Below are 18,203 nucleotides of genomic sequence, written 5' to 3' on the forward strand. Positions count from 1 at the left end.
ACCCGAAGTCGAACGCTTCGGGATATCCATGCTAGGGAGATCGAAAACAGGGAAGGTGGTAACTATGTATAGGCTGCGGGATTTTATTGGCCTGATTTGATCCGGGTCCATGCGCGCGTCCGTGCCCGCTCTGCCTCCCTCGGCAACGGCTGCAGCGTGTAGAGCGTCGCCATGGCGGACTCGGTCGGATACAGATTGGGATTGCCGCGGATCGCTGGGTCAACCTTGTCGGTGGCATCCTGGTTCGGGTTCGGATAGCCAACAAAATCGCTGATTGGCGCGATCACCTGCGGTTGCAGCAGATAGTTGATGAAGGTGTAGGCGTCAGCCGGATTCTTGGCGCCTTTGGGGATGGCGAGCATGTCGAACCAGATCGGCGCGCCTTCCTTGGGCAGGCGCATGTCCACGGTCACGCCATTCTTGGCTTCCTTGGCGCGGTTGGCGGCCTGGGAGAAGCTGCCGGAATAACCGACGGCCACGCAGATGTCACCGTTGGCGATGTCGGCCATGTATTTGGACGAATGGAAATAGGTGATGTAGGGCCGGATCTTCAGCAGCAGCGCTTCGGCCTTGGCGTAATCCGCCGGTTTCTTGCTGTTGGGGTCCAGGCCCAGGTGCTGCAAGGCCAAGGGCAGGATTTCCGATGGCGAGTCGAGGAGGGCGACACCGCACTGCTTGAGCTTGCTGATGTTTTCTTCCTTGAAGATCAGGTCCCAACTGTCCACCGGCGCGTTGTCACCCAGGGCGGCCTTGACCTTGTCCGGGTTGAAGCCGATCAGGATGGTGCCGTACATGTAGGGCACCGCAAATTTGTTGCCGGGGTCGTTGGCTTCGATCAGCTTCATCAGCTTGGGATCGAGGTGGTTCCAGTTCGGCAGCTTGCTGCGATCCAGAGGTTGGAACACGCCGGCTTCGATCTGCTTGGCCAGGAACACGTTGGACGGCACCACCACGTCGTAGCCGGCGTTGCCCGTCAACAGCTTGGCCTCCAGGGCTTCGTTGGTGTCGAAGATGTCGTAGACCAGCTTGACCTGGCTGTTCTGCGCCTTGAAATCGTCCAGGGCCTTGGGCGTGATGTAGTCGAACCAGTTGTAGACGCGCAATGTGCGCTCCTCGGCCTGGGCGGCGCCACACAGCAGCGCGGCGCACAGGGCCGGGGCCATCAGGTGCTTGAGTCTGTTCATGTTGTTGTTCCTCATTGGGCGCTTTGGAAACCTTCAAGGACGTTTACGGCGTTGATGCCGATTTCTGCCACGGCGTAGCCGCCTTCCATTACGAACAAGGTCGGCTTGCCGAGAGCGGCGATGCGCTTGCCCATCGCCAGGTAGTCCGGGCTGTCGAGCTTGAATTGGGAGATCGGGTCGTCCTTGAACGTGTCCACGCCCAGGGACACGACGATGACATCGGCGTCGTAGTGTTGGACTTCGCCACAGGCCTGCTCCAGCGCAGCGCTCCAAGTGTCCCAACCTGAACCGGCCGGCAAAGGGTAGTTGAAGTTGAAACCCGCGCCTTTGCCTTCGCCGCGCTCATCTTCGTAGCCCAGGAAGAACGGAAACTCGGCCTCCGGGTGGCCGTGGATCGAGGCGAACAGCACGTCGCTGCGCTCGTAGAAAATCGATTGGGTGCCGTTGCCGTGGTGGTAATCCACATCGAGGATCGCGACTCTCTGGTGGCCTTGGTCGAGAAACGCTTGGGCGGCGATGGCGGCGTTGTTGAGGTAGCAATAACCGCCCATCAAGTTGCTGGCGGCGTGATGACCCGGCGGGCGGCACAACGCAAAGGCACTTCGCGCACCGCGTTGGATGTCGGCCTGGGCGGTGAGGGCGACCTGGGCTGCGCTGTACGCCGCTTGCCAGGTGCCGGCGGTGATCGGCGCACCGCCGTCGAAACTGTAATAGCCGAGTTGGCCGTGCAGGCTGGTCGGGATTACCGTGCGTAACGTGCGGGCCGGCCAGGTGTAGGGCAGCAGGTCGCCGTCGCGGTTGAATTCGGCCCAGCGCGCCCAGGCGCCCTTGAAGAACTCCAGATAGGCCGGGCTGTGGATACGCTGGATCGGCGCCAGGCCAAAGTCCTTCGGCGCCTCCACCGGCCCTAGCGCCCGAGCCTTGACCCGCTCCAGCACATGGTCGGCGCGGGATGGCATCTCGAAACAGGGCATCAACTGCCCGTCCATCAATTCACAGCGTCCGTGGTGCAGGTGGTGATCGTCTGAGTAGATCGTCAGCATTCTTGTTCTCCGCAGGGCTGATTCGCGGGATCAAGTCTTGCGGCACGCGGGGTTTAGGAGAACGGCAGGAAAGGCCAAAAGGGGATCGAACTGGCCAAAAGGTTTGACCGAAAATCGCCCCTTGTTGGCGCGGGGGTGCGCTGGTTCGGGGCGTGGGCGGGTTCTACAGCTTCACAACCCGTGGCGAGGGAGCTTGCTCCCGCTGGGCCGCGAAGCGGCCCCAACCGATACAACGCTTAAACCGCGTTGGCCGGTTTGCGACGGCCACGCCGCCGAGCGGGAGCAAGCTCCCTCGCCACGGCGTTGGTGTAGCGGCTATCGAGGGTTGATGTTATCCAACACTCGGTTCGCCAGTAGTTGGTCGTTTTTTCGTGATTTAAGTGGTGACGGAAAGTTTGACCAAGCGCGAACCAGCGAGCGCACCGTCTGACACTTCGGACGAGCCGTGCCGGATACGGTCGAGCATCCGCAGGTCCATCGAACGAGTAACACGAGCTTTGCGCAAGCTACGTACATATAAGCGTCCAAGAGTGTCTTGCCCTTTACGCTTGCCGGCCTTGCCGGTTTTGGTCGCTTTCAATTTGCTCATTTTTCGATCACTTCCGAAATGCTATGACGAGGAAGCGAGCTTCCAAGCCATAGCGGATTGCGGTGCAGCGGTTATCGAGGATCGACGTTATCCAACACTCGGTTCGCCAGCAGCGAGCTCAGCTCGATCAATTGCTGGATGCCGAGGAGCACATGGCGGTTGGAGCCTTCCAGATCGAACGCCAGTTCGTTGACCATCGCATCGGCTGAAGCCAGGGTTTCGCTGAGGTTGGCCAGCAGGCATTCGTTGTCGAGGTCTTTTACGACGGTGAATAGCTGGCCGGGCTTGATGGTTTCTTTGGGTTTTGTTGGTTTGGGCTTTAGATAAAAGTCCAATGCGCGCGTGGCGGCATCTTCGAGTTTTTTGGCGTTTAGGCCGTCCAGGTAAGGAGAGTTGGGATCTGCTTCTGGAGGGTTTGGTGTGATCTTGAACATAGTGAAGCTCCTTTCGTATGAGGAACCGTCACCGGCTGCCGCCAAGCAGTTGGGGTGACGGATTACGCAAGGTTGGCGGCCCGGAACGAAAGGAACCCGGTATCCCCGAGGGGATCCTTGCGCAACCCGTCATAACGAATGCCAATGCCAGAAGCATCGCAATAACGCTGAGGGGTATTGTTGCGCCTTTCGAAACCAGGCCGCCAAGCCTATTCGCTGGTGTCAGCGACAGGGAAACGATAGAGCCCGGGTGCAAGGCGCACAAGCCGGCGGATTCTGGCGTAGTTGTAGGCAAAGGCGCAAGGATGCGTGGCTTGGCGGAAGGGCTGAGCAATCTGTCAGACGCGCCTCACAACCGGTGGCGAGGGAGCTTGCTCCCGCTGGGCTCTGTAGGAGCTGGCGAAGGCTCGGGCCGCGTTCGGACGATCTTTTTCTCCAGCCTCAATGGGCGGCGAAAAGATCGCAGCCTCGCTTCGCTCGTCAGCTCCTACAGCCGAGCGGGAGCAAGCTCCCTCGCCACGGGGTTTGTGTTGAAGCCAACGCTCACGCCCTGAACCGACTCGGCGCCACGCCGCTCCAGCGTACGAAGGCATGGCGAAAGCTCGCCGTTTCACTGAAGCCAAGCATTTCGGCAATCCGATAGATCGGCAATTGATCCTCGCAGAGCATTTGCTTGGCCCGTTCGAAGCGCAGTTCGTCGAGCAGTTCCTGATAGCTGCAACCCAGGTCCTTCAAATGCCGGCGCAGGGTGCGCGCCGAGCAGTTCATTTGTTCGGCCAGGCCTTCCAGGCCTGGCGCAGCGTCCAGTTGCGCGACGAGCAACTGACGGATTCGTCCCAGCCAGGCCTGGCGGCCGGTGAATTCGGTGTTCTGCCGGCGGCAGCGTTCGGCCATGGCGTGATGGGTGATGGGGTCGGCCAGCGGCAGGGGTTGTTCCAGCCAATGGCGGTCGAAGGCGAAGGCGTTGTCGATGCTGTCGAAGCGCACCGGGCAGTCGAACAGGTTGGCGTAGCGCGCCTGGTAATCCGGCGCCGAATGTTCGAACCGCGCTGCGCGCAAGGGCAGCGGGTGACCGAGCAGGTCGTTGCAGATCACCTTCAGCGAGACCATGCAGAACTCGGCGTTGAACACCGCCAGGGCCGGGTTCTCCCGATAGTCGCTGGCGCTGAGCCAGATGTGCTGGCCATCGTCTTCCAAGGCCAACTCGAAGAGTGTTCCCAACAGCGCCGGGTAGCGCAGCGCCAGGCGCAAAGCGTCACCTAAGGTGGCACTGGTGAGCAGGGCGTACCCGAGCATGCCGTAGGACGAAACGTGCATGTTGCGGCCCAGCTCCAGGCCGATATCCCGCTTGAGGGCGACGGCGTTGGCACAGACCTGCATTTCCTGGTTGGTGGTGATGCGCGTGTCGGCCCGGCTCAAATCCGCCGTGCTGATGCCACTGCCGGCCAGTAACGCATCACGGGGCAGGCCGTCGTGCTTGAAGGCGTCGAGCACCAGGGAGACGGCGTTGAGCGTGGTGAGGTGGGAATGCAGCATGGTCCGTTTCCAGCCTGGGGAGACGGGAGATGGAGCAAGTTATATGCCGGCCCAGTTTCGCGACGCGAACGCTGGACCCTAGTGGGAGCGAGCTTGCTCGCGATGACGGTGTGTCAGTCGAAGTAGATGTCAACTGTGCCGCCGCTATCGCGAGCAAGCTCGCTCCCACAGGGTTTGGCAGGGTGTCAGATCAACTCACCACACAGATCCAGCTCAACCAACCGCCGGACCTCATCCACCGGCAACCCAGCGCCAATCAACGCCTGCAACTTGCCGAACGCCGCTTCACGGGTCATGCCGCCGCCGGACAACACGCCAACGCCACGCAAGCGGCTGCCGGCTTCGTACACGTCGAGCTCGACGCCGCCTTCATGGCATTGAGTGACCGCGACCACCACCACGCCGCTGTCCCGCGCCCGCTCCAGGCTGGCGAGGAATGCCAGATTGTCGCTCGGCCCGGTGCCGCTGCCGTAGCACTCCAGCACCAGGCCCTGGATGCCACTGCCCAGCAGGCCGTCGATGATTTCGGCACCGATGCCGGGGAACAGCGGCAGCGCCGCGACATTCGCCAGGTGTTTCGGCTGTTTGTAATTCAACTGGGTTGGCAGAGAAGCGGCCTTGACGCCACCGCCCTGGCGTTCCAGGCGCTTGAACGGGTGACGACCGAAGCTGCGCACTTTCGCGCAACGGGTCGGCGCCAGCAGTTCACCGTGGAAATACAGGTGTACGCCTGGCGCCAGGCCTTGGCCAAGGGCGACCAGCGCGCCGCTGAGATTTTCCCAGGCGTCGCTGTCGGTCACGCCGGCGGGTAGCATCGAACCGGTGAAGCAGACCCGCGCATGCAGGCCCAGTAACTGGAAGCTCATGGCGGCGGCGCTGTAGGCCAGGGTGTCGGTGCCGTGCAGGATCAGCACGCTGTCGCAGCCCTGCATATCCACGGCGTCGACCACCGCTTCGCGCAGTTGCTGCCAGTAGGCTGGGGTCATATTGGCGCTGTCGATCAGCGGCGACATTTCCCGGAAGCGCCACTGCGGTACGACCAGCTCAGGCTGGCTGTGCAGGTAGTCGCGCATCCGCGCTTCGAAGCCGGAGGCCGGGGCCAGGCCGTTGGCACTGGCTTGCATGCCGATTGTGCCGCCGGTGTAGAGCACCATGACGTGCTGGGCGGCAGGGTAGGTCGAGGAATTCATGGATTGTTCTCCGAGGATGAAAACGGCCGCTTGGGTTAGCCGTCACAACATAAGGCCGAGCATGACGCCGACCTCGTGTTGTGTCACGCCGGGCGCAGGGGATGCGCCCGGTTTTTTACGATCAGCTTGCCGATCAGCGTTGCGCTGCGGCCACGCCCGCCTGGGCGTTTTCAGGCTTGGCGAGCGGTGCCGATGGGGTCGCTGGCCAGGCGTTGCGATCCAGGTCCAGGTCCGGGAACTTGCTGGAATCAAAGACAGGCACCTTGATGCCGGCCGAACGCTGGTCGTCGTAGTCGCGCAGGATGCGCATGCCGACCTTGAACAGCAGGAACAGCGCGATCAGGTTCACGAACGCCAGCAGGGTCATGGTGATGTCGGCAAACGCGAACACCGTGCTCAGGTTCTCGATGGCGCCCCAGAAAATCAGGACCAGCACCAGGGCGCGGTAAGCCATCAGCGCCTTGCGGTTCTCACCGAGCATGAAGCGCAGGTTGTTCTCGCCCAGGTAGTAGTTGTAGAGGATCGAGGTGAACACGAACAGCGCCAGGGCCACGGAAATGAACATCCGGCCCCAATCGCCGACCACGGCCGCCAGGGAGTTCTGGGTCAGGGCAATGCCGTCGCCTTCGAAGCCCGGGGTGTAGAAACCCGACAGCAGGATCAGCAGCGCGGTGCAGGTGCAGATTACGAAGGTGTCCAGGAATACGCTGAACGCCTGGACCACACCTTGTGCCACGGGGTGCTCGACCGCCGCAACGGCGGCGACGTTAGGCGCACTGCCCAGGCCGGCTTCGTTGGCGAATACGCCACGCTTGACGCCCATGACGATGGCGCTGCCGATCAGGCCGCCAAAGGCTTGGTCGAGACCGAAGGCGCTCTTGACGATGGTCGCCAGCATGCCCGGTACGTGTTCGAACTGCAGGACGATCACGTAGATGGTCACGGCGATGTACACCAGGGTCTTGACCGGTACCAGCAGGTCGGCAACCTTGGCGATACGCTTGATCCCGCCGATGAACACCAGGCCCAGCAGCACTGCCAGGCCCAGGCCGGTGTAGGTGGTGTCGAGGCCGAAGGCGTTGTTCAGGGAGTGGGTCACGGCGTGGGCTTGCAGGCCGTTGAAGGCGAAGCCGAAGGTGATCAGCAGCAGGAACGCCATGATCATGCCCAACCAGCGTTTCTGCAGGCCGTGCTGGATGTAATAGGACGGGCCGCCACGGAACTGGCCTTCGGAGTCGCAGCGCTTGTAGAGCTGGCCGAGGGAGCATTCGAAGAAGCTGCTGGACATGCCGACCAGCGCGGTCACCCACATCCAGAACACCGCACCCGGACCGCCGAGGGTCACGGCGATGCCGACACCGGCAATGTTGCCCGCGCCGACGCGACCGGCCAGGCTGAGCATCAAGGCCTGGAACGAACTGAGCTGGTCAGTGCTGCTTTTCAGGCTGTCACGGAACACCGCGAACATATGGAAGAAGTGACGGAACTGGACGAAACGCGAGCGGATCGTGAAGTAGCCACCGAGCCCGACAATGAGCGCGATCAGCACTTTCCCTGAGAGGAAGTCGTTGATGACTTCGAGCATGAGTATTCCTCGCTGTTTTTTGTTTAAGCAATGATGGCCATTTGGAAACATCGTGTTACATCGGTCGGCACGCGGCTCGACAGATTGGGGATGCTTCGTCCCGGTCCACTTCGCGGGTTTGTTATTAGTTCGGTTTTCGCATGTTTGTTGCGGCCTCGTTGACGACGACCACTCATGCGAAGAGGGGCGGCACTATACCTATCAGTGCGACGCCCGTCTGCACAGTTGTGGTGCATGCGACGAAACGGACCCTTGTTTCTCCTGGCCTTTCGGTCAGGTTCTTGCGGGAGAGAGCTGGCTCGCGATGGCGAACGACGCGGGGTACAACGGCAGCGCGTCGCTGTTTATCGAGGGTCAGCTCGTTCCTACAGTTCTGTCTTGCTTACAGCCTTTTGTTAAAAAAAAGGGCTTGGGGAACGAGTCCCCAAGCCCTCAAAAGGTGAGAGGTGTCTAGTCCCTCGACCTGGTGAGCAGTGGTCGCGTCGATCAAGCCTTCAGTGGGACCAGACGCGGGGCAATCATGTTTTCCGGGCGCAGGATGTCGTCGAGCATGGCGTCGTCGAGCAAGCCTTCTTCGCGCACCAGTTCCAGTACGCCGCGGCCGCTTTCCAGGGCAACACGGGCGATCCGGGTGGCGTTTTCATAGCCGATGTACGGGTTCAGGGCGGTGACCAGGCCGATCGAGTGCTCGACCAGCTCACGGCAGCGCGCTTCGTTGGCGGTGATGCCGACGATGCAGTGCTCGCGCAGCATGTCCATGGCGCGTTGCAGCAGGCGGATCGAGTCGAAGATCTTGAAGGCGATCAGCGGTTCCATCACGTTCAGTTGCAGTTGGCCGCCTTCGGCCGCCATGGTCAGGGCCAGGTCATTGCCGATGATCTGGAACGCCACCTGGTTGACCGCTTCCGGGATCACCGGGTTGACCTTGCCCGGCATGATCGAACTGCCAGGCTGGCGGGCCGGCAGGTTGATTTCGTTGATGCCGGTGCGTGGGCCGCTGGACAGCAGGCGCAGGTCGTTGCAGATCTTCGACAGCTTGACCGCGGTGCGCTTGAGCATGCCGGAGAACAGCACGAAGGCGCCCATGTCGGAGGTGGCTTCGATCAGGTCGGCGGCTGGCACCAGCGGTTGGCCGCTGATGGTTGCCAGGCGCTGTACGGCCAAGGCCTGGTAGCGCGGGTCGGCGTTGATGCCGGTGCCGATGGCGGTGCCGCCCAGGTTCACTTCGGTGAGCAATTCAGGCGCCAGGGTTTTCAGGCGTGCCAGGTCTTCGCTCAGGGTGGTGGCGAAGGCGCGGAATTCCTGGCCGAGGGTCATCGGCACGGCGTCTTGCAGTTGAGTACGGCCCATTTTCAGGACGTGGCTGAATTCTTCGCCCTTGGCGGCGAACGCCTGGATCAGGCTGTCGAGGCTGGCCAGCAACGCATCGTGGCCCAGCAGCAGACCCAGGCGGATCGCGGTCGGGTAGGCGTCGTTGGTGGACTGCGCCATGTTCACGTCGTTGTTGGGGTGCAGGTACTGGTATTCGCCCTTCTGGTGACCCATGGCCTCCAGCGCGATGTTGGCGATGACTTCGTTGGCATTCATGTTGGTCGACGTGCCGGCGCCGCCCTGGATCATGTCCACCACGAACTCTTCGTGGAAATCGCCACGGATCAACCGCGCACAGGCTTCGCTGATCGCGGCGTGCTTGGCTTCGCTGAGCTGGCCAAGTTCGCGGTTGGCGTCAGCGGCGGCTTGCTTGACCATTGCCAGACCGACCACCAGCTTGGGGTAATGCGAGATCGGGACACCGGAGAGACGAAAGTTGTTGATCGCTCGCAGGGTCTGGATGCCGTAATACGCTTGCGCCGGTACTTCGAGTACGCCAAGCAGGTCTTTTTCTGTGCGGAATGATGCAGCGGAGGACATGATGGAAATCATCTCAATAAGGACCCGGTCTGAGCCGGAACGCTGTGAATCCTAGGCTTTCAGAAAAATTAGGGCCAATGCTGTTAAACACTGGCCTATGCATATTCGGCATAATGCCCGTGTGACGCCGGCGACGCGGCGAACGTGTGACCTGTTTTGGTGCGTCCTTCGGGAGGACGGTGATGAATCTTGAAAGCAAATGGCTCGAGGACTTCAGTGCCCTGGCCGCGACTCGCAGTTTTTCCCAGGCGGCCGAACGACGCTTTGTGACACAGCCCGCCTTCAGCCGGCGGATCCGCAGCCTTGAAGCGGCGCTGGGGCTGACGCTGGTCAATCGCTCGCGCACGCCCATCGAACTGACCGCCGCAGGGCAGCTGTTCCTGGTGACGGCGCGCACGGTGGTCGAGCAGTTGGGCGAAGTGTTGCGACATCTGCATCATCTGGAGGGCGGGCAGGGCGAAGTCATCCAGGTGGCAGCCGCGCACTCCCTGGCGCTGGGGTTCTTTCCGCGCTGGATCGCCCAGTTGCGCAACGACGGCATGAACATCGCCACGCGACTGGTGGCGACCAACGTGGGCGATGCCGTACATGCCCTGCGCGAAGGTGGCTGCGACCTGATGCTGGCGTTCTATGATCCGGACTCAGCGATGCAGATGGATCCGGAAATCTTCCCGTCCTTGCACCTGGGCCAGACCGAAATGCTTCCGGTCTGCGCCGCCGACGCACAGGGCCGGCCATTGTTCGATCTGGAAGGCGAGGCCAGCGTGCCGCTGCTGGCCTACAGCGCCGGGGCCTTCCTCGGGCGTTCGGTCAATCAGTTGCTGCGCCAGCGTGCGCTGCGTTTCACCACGGTCTACGAGACCGCGATGGCCGACAGCCTGAAAAGCATGGCCCTGGAAGGCTTGGGCATCGCCTGGGTCCCTCACCTGAGTGTGCGCAACGAACTGGCCCGGGGCGAATTGGTGATCTGCGGCGGGGCGCAATGGCATGTGCCGCTGGAGATCCGCCTGTACCGCTGCGCCCTGGTGCGCAAGGCCAACGTGCGGTTGTTGTGGCGCAAGCTTGAGGGCGGGGTGGCGCAGGGTGTGGCCGGTTCTTGACCCCCATGCAGCCCCTTGTGGGAGCGAGCTTGCTCGCGATAGCGGTAGGTCAGTCAGCGCCGATTTGACTGACCTACCGCTATCGCGAGCAAGCTCGCTCCCACAGGGATCTGAGGCGTTTTTCTGCTGACCTGCGAGTCAATAAAACCGCCGCTTCACCGCAAAAGACAGATGGTCGGCGAAAGTGCGTTTAATTTACCTTTTTCGGTATACTGCCCGGCCTTCGGTCGGTTCCCCCGGCCATCATTCGTACAACAAGCCACGCTGGTTTCCCGCGTGGCTTGTTGTTTTTTGACGCGCCCGAGGGCGCCCAGAGAGAAGAGGCACGACGATGAGTGCACTGGTTGGCGTGATCATGGGCTCCAAGTCCGATTGGTCCACCCTTAGCCACACCGCCGATATGCTGGAAAAGCTCGGCATCCCTTACGAGGTGAAAGTGGTTTCCGCCCACCGTACCCCGGACCTGCTGTTCCAGTACGCCGAAGAAGCCGAGGCGCGTGGCATCGAGGTGATCATTGCCGGTGCCGGTGGCGCCGCCCATTTGCCAGGCATGTGTGCGGCCAAGACCCACCTGCCAGTGCTGGGCGTGCCGGTGCAATCCTCGATGCTCTCGGGTGTCGATTCGCTGCTGTCGATCGTGCAGATGCCGGCCGGCATCCCGGTCGCGACCCTGGCTATCGGCAAGGCCGGCGCGATCAACGCGGCCCTGCTGTCGGCGAGTATCCTGGGCGCCAAGCACCCACAGTTTCATACCGTGCTGAAAAAATTCCGCGCTGAGCAGACAGACAGCGTCCTGGACAATCCAGACCCACGCATTGCCTGAGGTTGTTGACGAATGAAGATCGGTGTAATCGGTGGCGGCCAGTTGGGTCGCATGTTGGCCCTGGCGGGAACCCCGCTGGGGATGAACTTCGCTTTCCTGGACCCGGCGCCGGACGCCTGTGCCGCTGCCCTGGGTGAACACCTGCGGGCCGATTACGGCGACCAGGACCACCTGCGCCAGTTGGCCGATGAAGTCGACCTGGTGACCTTCGAATTCGAAAGCGTCCCGGCCGAAACCGTTGCCTTCCTGTCCCAGTTCGTCCCGGTCTACCCAAGCGCCGAAGCCCTGCGCATCGCCCGCGACCGCTGGTTCGAAAAGAACATGTTCAAGGACCTGGGCATCCCGACGCCGGCCTTCGCCGACATCCAATCCCAGGCTGACCTTGAAGCCGCTGTCGCGGCCATCGGCCTGCCGGCCGTGCTCAAGACCCGCACCCTGGGGTACGATGGCAAGGGCCAGAAAGTCTTGCGCAACCCTGAAGACGTCGCCGGCACCTTTGCCGAGCTGGGCAGTGTCGGTTGCCTGCTGGAAGGTTTCGTACCGTTCACCGGTGAAGTCTCGCTGATCGCCGTGCGCGCACGCGACGGCGAGATCCGCTTCTACCCGCTGGTGCACAACACCCATAAGGACGGCATTCTCAAGCTGTCCGTCGCCAGTACCGACCATCCACTGCAAGCCCTGGCCGAAGACTACTCCAGCCGGGTGCTCAAGCAGCTCGATTACGTCGGCGTCATGGCGTTCGAGTTCTTCGAAGTGGACGGCGGCCTCAAGGCCAACGAAATTGCCCCGCGCGTCCATAACTCCGGACACTGGACCACCGAAGGCGCCGAGTGCAGCCAGTTCGAAAACCACCTGCGGGCAGTGGCCGGGCTGCCGCTGGGTTCGACCGCCAAGGTCGGTGAAAGCGCGATGCTGAACTTCATCGGCAAAGTGCCGCACACCGAGAAAGTCCTGGCGATTGCCGACTGCCACCTGCACCACTATGGCAAGGCGTTCAAAGCCGGGCGCAAGGTCGGTCACGCCAACCTGCGTTGCGCCGATCGGGACACCCTGGCCCAGCAGATCATCAAGGTCGAGACGCTGATCGCCGAACAATAGTCTGCAACACCGGTGGAACCATTCATCGGCTAACCTCTCTCATGGCTAAGTGCCAAAACCTGATCAGGTTTTGGCTTTGCGTCTAATCAGAGGGAAATGCCATGGGAATCATCGGAACCATTTTTATCGGCTTGATCGTTGGCCTGCTCGCACGCTTCCTGAAGCCCGGCGATGACAGCATGGGCTGGATCATGACCATCCTGCTCGGTATTGGCGGTTCGTTGGCAGCCACTTATGGCGGCCAGGCCCTGGGCATCTACCAGGCCGGCCAAGGCGCGGGTTTCATCGGTGCCCTGGTGGGCGCGATCGTGCTGTTGGTGATCTACGGCCTGATCAAGAGAAACTGATTAAACTTGATGAAGCCCTCTCTGCGCGGCGCACAGAGAGGGCTAAACTGCCCGGCGTTTCATACCCACTCATTGCCGAGCCCTTTCATGCGCCGTCTAGTGTTGACCCTTCTTTTGCTGGGCAGTGGCCTGGCCCACGCCGCCGAGCTGCCGGAAACCGACTGGCTCGAACTGATGCCCAAGTCGGACCAGAAAGCCCTCGAGGCCATGCCGGATATTGACCACAACTCCCCTGAAGCCAACGGCACCTTCACTGAAAAAGGTGGCTTGAAGCAGAGCAAGGGCTTGCCGGCGGTGATGTATTCGACCAAGACCGTGGCGTCGATGAACGACAAGCACATCCGCATCGGAGGCTATCCGGTCCCCCTGGAAAGCGATGCCAAGGGCCGCAGTACGCTGTTTTTCCTGGTGCCTTATCCGGGCGCTTGCATCCACGTCCCGCCACCGCCGCCTAATCAATTGGTGCTGGTGCGCTATCCCAAGGGCTTGAAGCTGGACGACATCTATACGCCGCTGTGGGTGACGGGCACGCTGAAGATCGAAAAGGTCGACAACGACTTGGCGAGCGCGGCGTATGCGCTGGAGGCGGAGAAGGTGAGGGTGGTGCAGGAGGCGGATTTGTAGCTGGCTGGCTGGCCGAAACACAGATCCGATTGTGGGAGCGAGCTTGCTCGCGAAAGCGGTGTGTCAGTCTACGCTGATGTTGACTGTCAAACCGCTATCGCGAGCAAGCTCGCTCCCACAGTGGGCTTGCGGTGTCAGAGCGGCTTGCTGCAAATACTCACGCCCAGGGTATGGCTGGCGTCTGGCAACAACGTCACCACATCATCCATCACGTTCGCCGTCTCGATGCACAGCATGCGCTGCCAGCCATCGTCAGCCATGTCGCTGAAGGCCTTGGCCCGTTCGGTCCAGGGATTCCAGATCACCGCCGAGCGTGAGCCGGTGCTGGTCAGTTGGATTCGGCGTTGCCAGTGCGAGTCAACGATGCTCAGTGTCGGCGGGGTATTGAGGTAGATGCGGTCGGTTTCGCCGGCAAAATGCAGGTTACCGGCCTGGGCGTGGGTCTTCCAATCGTCCAGGGTCTCGATGTAGCTCAAGCCATCCACCCCTTCGACCTGCACGTTGCGCACATCGCTGACTGCGAAATAGCTGTGCAGCGCCTGGCTGAGGCTGACGGTTTCGCTGCCACGGTTATGGCTGGTGAGGCGAATATTCAGTTGCTCGTCCATCACGATGGTCAATGTCAGATCGACCTGGTGGGGCCAGCCCGACAAGCCGTTTTCGGGATAGGGCAGCACGAATTCGATTTTCAGGCTTTCACCTTCGGCCTCGATGCCCTTCAATTCCCAATCCATCGCCCGCACCAGCCCGTGGGCGGTGGCCGGTTCGTTGCTCACGCGCATGGCCTGCACGCTGTCGGGGTTGCGGGTCAGGTTGCCGAACCAAGGCCAGCACACCGGCACGCCGGCGCGGATGCTCTTGCCGGCCTTGAAGGTGGCCTGGTCATTGAGCCAGATCAGCGGCGGCTGGCCGTCCACCTGATAACTGAGGATATGCGCGCCTTGCTGGGCCACCAGCAACTCGGCCTGACCGTGGCGGATGCGCCAACCGTTCAGTTCATCCAGTTTGACGGCTTCGACGTTGGGCGTAGGCATGTTGCAAATCTCGTTCAGGAACATGGACTGCAATGGACCGCAAAACGGTTGCCGCGTTTAACGGGCCCGTGGTGGAACCGAGCGCGTGCGTCCACTGCCGTCGATGGCGACGAACACGAACACCGCTTCGGTGACCTTGCGCCATTCACTGGACAGCGGGTCGTCGCTCCATACCTCGACCATCATCTGGATCGAGCTGCGGCCGATCTCCAACGCCTGGGTATAGAAGGACAACTGTGCGCCCACCGCCACCGGCACCAGGAACGCCATGCGATCAATCGCTACGGTCGCCACGCGCCCACCCGCCACCTTACTGGCCATCGCAGTGCCGGCGAGGTCCATCTGGGACACCAGCCAGCCACCGAAAATGTCGCCGAAGCCGTTGGTGTCACGGGGAAGCGCGGTGATTTGCAGGGCCAGGTCGCCTTGCGGAATTGGATCTTCTTGTTCGAGCTCTATCATGCCGGGGGTGCCTCTGACCCGTAACTCAGTCGTGTACTTCAGGTGAATAGCCGTCTTTGAAAAAAACGATTCAGCCCGAACATGCCTCGTTCGTCACGTTTTTCATAAAGGCGTGCCAAAGGGAAACTCTGCGAAACCGGCTGATTTGTCCTACATCACCAACGACGTTTTCGCACAGCAACCCCTTACAGAGTGTCGCAAGGTTGCGAGTATATCGGGCGATAGACGTCGATACGACCATCGGGTTCTGATTTTGACTGTCAATTACGCGCCTCTATGTGCTTTTTCGAACAATTTGCTATCGTGCCGAACCTGCCCGGGCTCCCATCCGGTGTTGTCGGGCCGAGAACTGACTATAAGAGAAGCCCTTGCCATGACCACTGCGCCTTCGAGCACGGCGACGTCCGCACAACCCGCCCGTCCGCTGACCCGTAACGACTACAAGACCTTGTCGCTTTCTGCCCTCGGCGGCGCGCTGGAGTTCTACGACTTCATCATTTTCGTGTTCTTTGCCACCGTGGTCGGCAAACTGTTTTTCCCCGCCGAAATGCCTGAATGGCTGCGCCTGATGCAAACGTTTGGCATTTTTGCCGCCGGTTACCTGGCTCGCCCGTTGGGCGGAATCATCATGGCTCACTTCGGCGACCTGCTGGGGCGCAAGAAAATGTTCACCCTGAGCATTTTCATGATGGCCGTGCCGACGCTGATCATGGGCTTGCTGCCGACCTATGCGCAGATCGGCATGTGGGCGCCGATTCTGCTGTTGCTGATGCGCGTGATCCAAGGCGCTGCGATTGGCGGCGAAGTACCGGGCGCCTGGGTATTCGTTTCCGAGCACGTTCCGGCGCGGCACATTGGCTACGCCTGCGGCACGCTGACCTGTGGCCTCACCGCGGGGATTCTGTTGGGTTCGTTGGTCGCTACCGCCATCAACAGCATCTATACGCCAGTGGAAGTGGCGGATTACGCCTGGCGGATTCCGTTCCTGCTGGGCGGTGTGTTCGGCCTGTTTTCGGTGTATCTGCGCCGCTGGTTGCACGAAACCCCGGTGTTCGCCGAGCTGCAACAGCGCAAGGCCTTGGCCGAAGAAGTGCCGTTGCGCGCGGTGCTGCGCGACCATCGTGGCGCCATCGCCATTTCGATGCTGCTGACCTGGTTGCTGTCGGCCGGCGTCATCGTGGTGATCCTGATGACGCCAACGGTGCTGCAGACCGTCTACCACTTCAGCCCGACCACGGCGTTGCAGGCCAATAGCCTGGCGATCGTGTTCCTGAGTTTCGGTTGCATCGGCGCCGGTGTACTGGCCGACCGCTTCGGCGCTGGCCGAGTGTTCGTCTTTGGCAGCGGCCTGCTGTTGATGACCTTCTGGACCTTCTATCACAGCCTGTTCGCTCACCCCGAGTGGCTGTTCCCGCTCTACGCCTTGAGTGGCTTGTTGGTGGGCACTATCGGCGCGGTGCCCTACGTCATGGTCAACGCCTTTCCGGCCGTGGTGCGCTTCAGTGGCTTGTCGTTTTCCTACAACCTGGCCTACGCAATCTTCGGTGGCTTGACGCCGATGGTGGTGACGTTGCTGTTGAAGGAGAGCCCGATGGGGCCGGCGTATTACGTGGCGATCATCTGCGGGATCGGGATGGTGATTGGTGGGTACCTTTGGAAGCAAGGTCGCTAGGCGGCTGCCTACTCAAGGCGGGAGTGACTCATGTGGCGAGGGAGCTTGCTCGCGCAGCGTTCTGTAATTGGAGCTGGCGAAGCCTGCGATCCTTTGATCTTTCGATTTTGATCGTTCGCTCCAGAATCAATTGGCAGTGAAAAGATCGCAGCCTCGCTTCGCTCGGCAGCGCCTACAACGCCTGCAGACCCAGCGGGAGCAAGCTCCCTCGCCACAAGAATCATCTTGCAAAACTCAATACTGGCCTTTCATCCAATTGTCATATTTCAGCCATAGAGTGTTCACACGGCTTACCGATACTTGGCCGACTTAACACACCCTATCTGCTAGGAGTAAGGCATGAAACTGAAGCGTTTGATGGCGGCAATGACCTTTGTCGCCGCTGGCGTTGCGACTGCCAACGCGGTTGCCGCTGTTGACCCTGCGATCCCGAGCTACACCAAGACCACTGGTGTGTCGGGCAACCTGTCCAGCGTCGGCTCCGATACCCTGGCCAACCTGATGACCTTGTGGGCCGAGAACTACAAGAAAGAATACCCGAACGTAAACATCCAGATTCAGGCCGCCGGTTCCTCCACCGCGCCACCCGCACTCACCGAAGGCACCGCCAACCTGGGCCCGATGAGCCGCAAGATGAAGGACAACGAACTGCAGGCCTTCGAACAGAAGTACGGCTACAAGCCAACCGCTATCCCGGTTGCCGTGGACGCCCTGGCCGTGTTCGTGCACAAGGACAACCCGATCCAGCACCTGACCATGGAACAGGTTGACGCGATCTTCTCGTCCACTCGCCTGTGCGGCGCCAAGGCCGACGTGAAGACCTGGGGCGACCTGGGCGTGACCGGCGACCTGGCCAACAAGCCAGTGCAACTGTTTGGTCGTAACTCGGTGTCCGGCACCTACGGCTACTTCAAGGAAGAAGCCCTGTGCAAAGGTGACTACAAGCCAAACGTCAACGAACAACCAGGCTCGGCTTCGGTCGTGCAGTCGATCAGCTCTTCGCTGAACGGCATCGGTTACTCGGGCATCGGCTACAAGACCGCCAGCGTGAAGACCGTGGCCCTGGCCAAGAAAGGCAGCACGGACTTCATCGAAGACACCGAAGAAAACGCCCTGAACGGCAAGTACCCGCTGTCGCGCTTCCTCTACGTGTACGTCAACAAGGCACCGAACAAGCCCCTGGCGCCGCTGGAAGCTGAGTTCGTCAAGCTGATCCTGTCCAAGCAAGGCCAGGAAGTCGTGGTCAAGGACGGCTACATCCCGGTTCCAGCCAAAGTCGCCGCCAAGGCACTGGCTGACCTGGGTCTGCAAGAAGGCGGCAACGTCGCCAAGAAGTAACACCTGAACCCGGGCCGATGCCCGGGTTTCCTGTGGGGGTGAAGCCTGCCCCCATAGCCCCAATTCCTGTCCGCTGCCGCTCACCGCTGGCGGCGGATTTGTTGCGTCACTGCATTGTCATCTTTCTGTCATACAGGATCGCTAGGGTGTGCGCATGAATGATCTGGCCAACTCCACAATGACTACGACTTCCCCTCCCAAGCGCATTGACTTCAATACGCCTGAGCTGCAAC

17 protein-coding genes are annotated in these 18,203 nt (G+C 61.2%); 7 read left to right on the forward strand and 10 right to left on the reverse strand.

The window, feature by feature from the left end; all coding sequences use genetic code 11:
- Positions 1–83 precede the first annotated feature (83 nt).
- The 8 genes from M8Q45_RS25280 to aspA form a co-directional block, all read right to left on the reverse strand.
- On the reverse strand, positions 84–1,184 hold the full coding sequence (locus tag M8Q45_RS25280; RefSeq protein WP_249876856.1) for a polyamine ABC transporter substrate-binding protein: 1,101 nt from the start codon (positions 1,182–1,184) through the stop codon (positions 84–86).
- 11 nt (positions 1,185–1,195) lie between these two features.
- The gene (locus M8Q45_RS25285; RefSeq protein ID WP_249876857.1) at positions 1,196–2,227 is read right to left on the reverse strand and encodes a histone deacetylase family protein; all 1,032 of its coding nucleotides are present in this window, start codon (positions 2,225–2,227) and stop codon (positions 1,196–1,198) included.
- Positions 2,228–2,603: 376 nt separating this feature from the next.
- Entirely contained in the window at positions 2,604–2,816 is a 213-nt protein-coding gene (locus M8Q45_RS25290) for a hypothetical protein (RefSeq protein WP_249876858.1), read from the reverse strand.
- Positions 2,817–2,887: 71 nt separating this feature from the next.
- Positions 2,888–3,250: a DUF6124 family protein gene (locus M8Q45_RS25295; protein WP_249876859.1), complete on the reverse strand. Its 363-nt coding sequence runs from the start codon at positions 3,248–3,250 to the stop codon at positions 2,888–2,890.
- Between the two features lie 543 nt (positions 3,251–3,793).
- The gene (locus tag M8Q45_RS25300; RefSeq protein ID WP_249876860.1) at positions 3,794–4,786 is read right to left on the reverse strand and encodes an AraC family transcriptional regulator; all 993 of its coding nucleotides are present in this window, start codon (positions 4,784–4,786) and stop codon (positions 3,794–3,796) included.
- A gap of 185 nt (positions 4,787–4,971) precedes the next feature.
- Positions 4,972–5,976, reverse strand: coding sequence for an asparaginase (locus tag M8Q45_RS25305; RefSeq protein WP_249876861.1), 1,005 nt, complete (start codon positions 5,974–5,976; stop codon positions 4,972–4,974).
- A 133-nt stretch (positions 5,977–6,109) separates the two neighbouring features.
- Positions 6,110–7,561: an alanine/glycine:cation symporter family protein gene (locus M8Q45_RS25310; protein ID WP_249876862.1), complete on the reverse strand. Its 1,452-nt coding sequence runs from the start codon at positions 7,559–7,561 to the stop codon at positions 6,110–6,112.
- Between the two features lie 486 nt (positions 7,562–8,047).
- Complete coding sequence (gene aspA / locus M8Q45_RS25315; protein WP_030139110.1) at positions 8,048–9,472, reverse strand: aspartate ammonia-lyase; 1,425 nt, start codon at positions 9,470–9,472, stop codon at positions 8,048–8,050.
- Between the two features lie 182 nt (positions 9,473–9,654).
- Between aspA and M8Q45_RS25320 the strand changes: the two genes are divergently transcribed.
- From M8Q45_RS25320 to M8Q45_RS25340, 5 genes are all read left to right on the forward strand, one after another.
- Positions 9,655–10,572 (forward strand): LysR substrate-binding domain-containing protein, encoded by a 918-nt coding sequence (locus M8Q45_RS25320; RefSeq protein WP_198796183.1) that lies wholly within the window; start codon positions 9,655–9,657, stop codon positions 10,570–10,572.
- A 331-nt stretch (positions 10,573–10,903) separates the two neighbouring features.
- Positions 10,904–11,395, forward strand: a complete 492-nt coding sequence (gene purE, locus M8Q45_RS25325) for a 5-(carboxyamino)imidazole ribonucleotide mutase (protein WP_003196369.1) — start codon at positions 10,904–10,906, stop codon at positions 11,393–11,395.
- Positions 11,396–11,407: 12 nt separating this feature from the next.
- Entirely contained in the window at positions 11,408–12,493 is a 1,086-nt protein-coding gene (locus M8Q45_RS25330; protein WP_181288301.1) for a 5-(carboxyamino)imidazole ribonucleotide synthase, read from the forward strand.
- A gap of 101 nt (positions 12,494–12,594) precedes the next feature.
- On the forward strand, positions 12,595–12,840 hold the full coding sequence (locus tag M8Q45_RS25335) for a GlsB/YeaQ/YmgE family stress response membrane protein (RefSeq protein WP_003187057.1): 246 nt from the start codon (positions 12,595–12,597) through the stop codon (positions 12,838–12,840).
- Positions 12,841–12,927: 87 nt separating this feature from the next.
- Entirely contained in the window at positions 12,928–13,464 is a 537-nt protein-coding gene (locus tag M8Q45_RS25340) for a DUF3299 domain-containing protein (RefSeq protein ID WP_249876863.1), read from the forward strand.
- Positions 13,465–13,598: 134 nt separating this feature from the next.
- Here the strand turns inward: M8Q45_RS25340 and M8Q45_RS25345 are convergent, their stop codons facing one another.
- Together M8Q45_RS25345 and M8Q45_RS25350 are read right to left on the reverse strand one after the other, a co-directional pair.
- On the reverse strand, positions 13,599–14,498 hold the full coding sequence (locus M8Q45_RS25345; RefSeq protein WP_249876864.1) for a D-hexose-6-phosphate mutarotase: 900 nt from the start codon (positions 14,496–14,498) through the stop codon (positions 13,599–13,601).
- Between the two features lie 57 nt (positions 14,499–14,555).
- Complete coding sequence (locus M8Q45_RS25350; protein ID WP_030139126.1) at positions 14,556–14,960, reverse strand: acyl-CoA thioesterase; 405 nt, start codon at positions 14,958–14,960, stop codon at positions 14,556–14,558.
- A 373-nt stretch (positions 14,961–15,333) separates the two neighbouring features.
- Here M8Q45_RS25350 and M8Q45_RS25355 point away from each other — a divergent pair, with 373 nt between their 5' ends.
- A complete protein-coding gene (locus tag M8Q45_RS25355) occupies positions 15,334–16,632 on the forward strand; it encodes an MFS transporter (RefSeq protein ID WP_249876865.1) in 1,299 nt (432 codons plus the stop codon).
- Positions 16,633–16,971: 339 nt separating this feature from the next.
- Positions 16,972–17,970 carry a phosphate ABC transporter substrate-binding protein PstS gene (locus M8Q45_RS25360; RefSeq protein WP_249876866.1) on the forward strand — a complete coding sequence of 333 codons (999 nt, stop codon included), beginning with the start codon at positions 16,972–16,974 and terminating at the stop codon, positions 17,968–17,970.
- Positions 17,971–18,203 lie beyond the last annotated feature (233 nt).

The organism is Pseudomonas sp. T1.Ur (assembly GCF_023516725.1).
In the GTDB taxonomy this organism is placed as follows: domain Bacteria; phylum Pseudomonadota; class Gammaproteobacteria; order Pseudomonadales; family Pseudomonadaceae; genus Aquipseudomonas; species Aquipseudomonas alvandae.